Source organism: Flavonifractor sp. (assembly GCF_019422385.1).
Lineage (GTDB): Bacteria > Bacillota > Clostridia > Oscillospirales > Oscillospiraceae > Flavonifractor > Flavonifractor avistercoris.
The window spans coordinates 1-3,012 of record NZ_JAHZDL010000146.1 but is presented as its reverse complement, the minus strand read 5'-3'; the positions used below and the strand labels follow the sequence as shown (position 1 = coordinate 3,012).

The 3,012-nt window shown below is 66.1% G+C and carries 3 protein-coding genes and 1 pseudogene; 3 read left to right on the top strand and 1 reads right to left on the bottom strand.

Annotated elements, in window-relative coordinates:
• Positions 1-259, bottom strand: a pseudogene (locus QZ378_RS12545) (cytidine deaminase); the annotation flags it as partial.
• 189 nt (positions 260-448) lie between these two features.
• Between QZ378_RS12545 and QZ378_RS12540 the strand changes: the two are divergent.
• From QZ378_RS12540 to QZ378_RS12530, 3 genes are all read left to right on the top strand, one after another.
• A complete protein-coding gene (locus QZ378_RS12540; protein ID WP_191379477.1) occupies positions 449-844 on the top strand; it encodes a hypothetical protein in 396 nt (131 codons plus the stop codon).
• A 107-nt stretch (positions 845-951) separates the two neighbouring features.
• Positions 952-1,227, top strand: a complete 276-nt coding sequence (locus QZ378_RS12535) for a metal-sensing transcriptional repressor (protein WP_087238238.1) — start codon at positions 952-954, stop codon at positions 1,225-1,227.
• 173 nt (positions 1,228-1,400) lie between these two features.
• The coding region (locus QZ378_RS12530) for a cation-translocating P-type ATPase (RefSeq protein ID WP_291258507.1) at positions 1,401-3,012 on the top strand (1,612 nt) is incomplete at its 3' end.

Below are 3,012 nucleotides of genomic sequence, written 5' to 3'. Positions count from 1 at the left end.
AGATGATGGCGTTGGCCTCGGCGTGGACCGAGCGGCACAGCTCGTACCGCTCCCCGGAGGGGATGTTCAGGGCCTCCCGGGTGCAGTAGTTCAGATCCACGCAGTTGCGCCGCCCCCGGGGGGCGCCATTGTAGCCGGTGGAGATGATCTCGTCGCTCTTCACCAGGATGGCGCCGTAGCACCGGCGCAGGCAGGTGGAGCGGCCGGCCACCGTCTCGGCGATGTTCAGATAGTAATTCTCCTTGTCAATGCGTCCCATAGACGGCCCTCCCGTGCTTTTTGGATCAGTATACCGGCTTTTTGCCCCGGCGGCAAGCCCAAAACTGCCCGCCGGTCACGGACAATTCACATATTGTTTACGATTGCTTCCTTGACGAAAAATCCCGCAGGCGCTATGATAGGTTCAGAAAAAATTAAGGTTTACCTGCAAAGGAGACGACCGTATTTCATGGTAATGAACTTCCTACGAAAACTGATGTACGGCCGGTATGGCAGCGACCAGCTCTCCCTCTTCCTGCTGGTGGTCTATGTCCTGCTCATCCTTCTGTCCGGTCTGCCCCACATGGGGTGGCTCTCCTGGCTGGCCCTGGTGGTGCTGGTGTGGGATCTGTTCCGCATGTTTTCCCGCCGCATCGACCGCCGCCGGGCGGAGAACGCCCGGTTCCTGGCCCTGGCCGGCCCGGTAGTCCGCTGGCTCCGCCTGCGGCACAACATCCACCGGGACAAGGAGCACCGCTATTTCAAGTGCCCCAACTGCGGGCAGTACCTGCGGGTGCCCCGGGGGAAGGGAAAGATCACCGTCACCTGCCGCAACTGCGGCGCCAGCTTTGAGGAGCGGAGCTGAACATCAGGATCCACAGGCCGGCGCACCCCGCCGGCCTGTTTTGCGCCCTTTACAGGGGGCGGAAAAGCTGATATGCTAGGGACAAATCAGGAAAGAGGGTGAGAGCCATGCGGCAGTGCATGGACGCGGACAACCTCCACCGGAGGCTGAGGAAGATTATCGGGCAGGTGCAGGCCATCGACCGCATGGTGGACGAGGACGTGCCCTGCGAGGATGTGCTGGCCCAGATCAACGCGGCCAAGTCCGCCCTCCACGGGTGCGGCAAGGTGGTGCTGGAGGGACACATCAGGCATTGTGTCCGGGACGGCATCGAGCACGGCGACGCCGACCAGACCATTGAGAGCTTCACCAAGGCGGTGGAGCGGTTTGCCAACATGAGCTAAACCCCTTCCAAACGCGGCGCAGCCGCGTTTGGAAGGGAGATGCAGCAGCCTGTCGAAAAGACTTTTTCGACAGGCTGACTCTGCGAGGCTTTTTGCGGCCCCATATGGCCGCATTTTTTCTTGACAAATGATACCCGGTGGGGTATAAATATACCCATAGGGGGTATGGGTATATGAAGCGTGACATTGCATTTCTCGTTCTGGGCGGCGTCTCTCTGCTGTTCAGCTTTTTCGGGACTTTCCCCGTGGATCCGGCCTGGCTCGCCATCCTGCTGTGCGGCATCCCCATATTGAAGGAGGCCGCCGTGGGCCTGGTGACCCGGTTTGACATCAAGGCCGACGTGCTGGTGTCCCTGGCGCTCATCGCCTCGGTGGCCATCGGGGAGATCTTCGCCGCCGGCGAGATCGCCTTCATCATGCAGCTGGGCTCCCTGCTGGAGGAGCTGACGGTGTCCAAGGCCCGGGCGGGCATCGAGAAGCTGGTCCACCTGACGCCCCGGACGGCCCGGCGGCTCACGCCGGATGGGGAGGAGACCGTCCCCGCCGAGGCCGTGGCGGTGGGGGATGTGCTGCGGGTGCTGCCCGGGGAGACCATTCCGGTGGACGGGGTGGTGCGCTCCGGTCAGACCGCCGTCAACCAGGCCGTCATGACCGGCGAGTCCCTGCCGGTGGACAAGGGCCCGGGGGACGAGGTGTTCAGCGGCACGGTGAACCAGTTCGGCGCCTTTGAGATGGAGGCCGCAAAGGTGGGGGAGGACAGCTCCATCCAGCGGATGATCCGCCTGGTCCAGTCCGCCGACGCGGGCAAGGCCAAAATCGTGGGCCTGGCCGACCGCTGGGCCACCTGGATCGTGGTCATCGCCCTCACCGCCGCCGCCCTGACCTGGCTGATCACGGGGCAGGTGATCCGGGCGGTCACCATCCTGGTGGTGTTCTGCCCCTGCGCCCTGGTGCTGGCCACCCCCACCGCCATCATGGCGGCCATCGGCAACGCCACCCGCCACAGCTTCCTGGTGCGGGAGGGGGACGCCCTGGAGCGGCTGGCCCAGGTGGGCAAGGTGGCCTTCGACAAGACGGGCACCCTGACCTACGGCGTGCCGGAGGTGGCGGCGGTGCGCGCCCTGTCCCCCGAGGTGGACGAGGCTCAGGTGTACGCCTGGCTGGCCCGGGCGGAGCGGTCCTCCGAGCACCCTCTGGGTAAGGCGGTGGTGCGGGGCTGGCGGGAAAAGACGGGGGAGGAGCCCGCCCCGGCGGACTCCTTCCAGGCCCTGCCCGGCCGGGGGCTGAAGGCGGAGCTGGACGGCAGGACCATCCTGGCGGGTAATCGGAAGCTGCTGGAAGAGGCGGGGGCGGCAATCCCCCCCGAAGCGGAGACCCGGGCCGGCGAGTTTCTCAGCCAGGGCTGCACCCTGATCTGGCTGGCGGCGGACGGGGTGCCGGTGGGCTTTGCCGCCCTGTCGGACACGGTGCGGGAAGAGGCCGGGGACACGATCGCCGGCCTCCGGGCCGCCGGGGTGGAGCCGGTGCTCCTCACCGGCGACAACGAGCGGGCCGCCGCCCACATCGCCGGGGAGCTGTCCATCGGGGAGTACCGCTCCGGCTGCCTGCCCGAGGACAAGCTGAACTGGATCGACCAGGCCCAGAGGGCGGGCACCCAGGTGTGCATGGTGGGCGACGGCATCAACGACGCCCCCGCCCTGAAAAAGGCCTTCGTGGGCATCGCCATGGGGGGCGTGGGCAGCGACATCGCCGTGGACGCCGCCGACATCGCCCTGGTCAACGACG